At 43.7% G+C, this 1,917-nt stretch carries 1 protein-coding gene; it reads right to left on the reverse strand.

What is annotated here, in order from left to right; genetic code table 11:
* Positions 1 to 1,788, reverse strand: a 1,788-nt coding sequence (locus tag Q3F21_RS27020) for an IS1182 family transposase (protein ID WP_340259667.1), incomplete at its 3' end; no start/stop codon positions are given.
* Positions 1,789 to 1,917: the final 129 nt, after the last annotated feature.

Consider the following 1,917-nt stretch of genomic DNA (forward strand, 5'->3'; position numbering starts at 1 on the left):
GGGGCTGTCTAAAAAGTCCCTAAAAAGTAAAGAAGCTGGGGGAAAACCGTTTCGTTTTTCCCCCAGCTTCTTTTTTGCCCCTAATGGTTTGAGGAATGTGGCCAGGCGGATGCCCGCCACTTTCAACAAGTTATGTGCTAGTGCCACAATTCCGAACTCGACATGCACTTTGTCGAGCCCACGAAGAGAAAATCGGCGGAACGACCGATTGCCCTTGATGTGACCGAACACGCTTTCTACCTCGACTTTACGTCGGGCATAGATAGCTGCTTTGTCTTCACATTCAAGGGCTGCTTTTGCCTTTGCTTTCATTTCTTCAAACACTGTGTTCCAATGAATCTGGCGGTTTCCTTTGGCCTTGGTACATTTTGATTTCAATGGGCAGTCTGTACAATCTTCACATTCGTAGATTTTATAGCTCTGTTCATAGCCGGAAGCATTCTTTTTTGTTTGATACTTCCTGAATGGAACCTTTCGGCCATTTGGGCAGATGAAACAATCATCCTTTTCCACGTAGTCCCAGTTTCTTATGTTTTTGGTTTCCTTTTTGGCTTTTCGGGTCTTTTCCTTCAAATAGGTTCCGTAAGGAATGAGGAAATCAAACCGTGGTTCTTTTTCCTCCCCTATCGCATACAGATAGTTTTCTTCGCTCCCATACCCCGCATCCGCGATGACATTTTTGGGCATGGGCAGCGAGGAAGAAGCCAGCTTCTCTAGATGGGGGATGAAGCAGCGTGTATCCGTTGGACGTTGATGAATGGTGTAAAATAGGATAAATTGATTCTCCGTTGCCATCTGTACGTTATAGCCAGGCTTAAGTTGACCGTTTTTCATATGATCTTCTTTCATCCGCATGAATGTTGCGTCACTATCTGTCTTGGAATAACTATTGCGGTCACCAAAAGTTTCGTTTTGAGCTTTGTATTTGGCTAGCCTTGGTAGGAAATCTTTACGGATCAGCTTAAGGGATTTCTTCCATGTACTCTGTCTTTTTCGCTTTTCCTTACGGACTTCTGTATTTGCCTCTTTTTCCATCTCATCTGATAAAACGGCTATGTGGGTTTCCAAGCCAACAGCAATCTCTTCCAATTTGGAGGGGTCTTCCACTGTATCCATCAGGTTATCCGCAAGGATTTCCAATTCTTCCTCCTTGGCTGTCTCCTCAATGAGCCGCAAGGTTTCTCGGATCTTCTCCTTCAATTTTTCCTCGAATCGGATCGTTGATTTTTTCCATACGAAAGAATACTTGTTGGCATTTGCTTCGATTTTTGTCCCATCCAGAAAGTAATTTTCCATGGTGATATAGTTGGCCTCGATGAGCTTCAAGATCATGGTTTCGTAAAGTTCATTCATCATCGATTTCATCCGTCTGCCACGAAATTCATTGATGGTACGGTAGTCTGGTTGTTGCATCGCTGCCAGCCACATGGTGGGAATATTTTCACGGGTAAGCTGTTCGATACCACGGCAAGAGTACACCTTCTGGGAGTAGCCAAACAGGATGACCTTTAGCATCATCTTAGGGTGGAACGAAGGTCTGCCACCGCCTGGATAATGAGAAAATAACTTATCATCAGGAATGGCCTCAACCATTTCATCTACCACACGTGCGACATGGTGCACGGGAATAAGTTCCTCGATATCGAAGATAACTTGAACCTGACGATTATTATATGATTTGAATGTAGGAGCGCATTGTCTCTTGGAAACAATATTTTCTACTGTTCCCTCTAGGGGAAGAGTTAATTGCGTGGTATAATATGGGGGAGTAATCGAAAGATTACACATAAAAATCGTCCTTCCTAAAATGTTGGTGTGGGAACTTTCATTTTACAAGAAGAGACGATTTTTTTGTGCTTATTTTTGAAAAAAGGGGGCCCCAGGAAGTCAGTTAAAACCGACTTTCTGGACAGCCCC

The sequence above is a fragment of the Brevibacillus borstelensis genome (assembly GCF_037834415.1).
GTDB classification, from domain to species: Bacteria; Bacillota; Bacilli; order Brevibacillales; family Brevibacillaceae; genus Brevibacillus; species Brevibacillus borstelensis_A.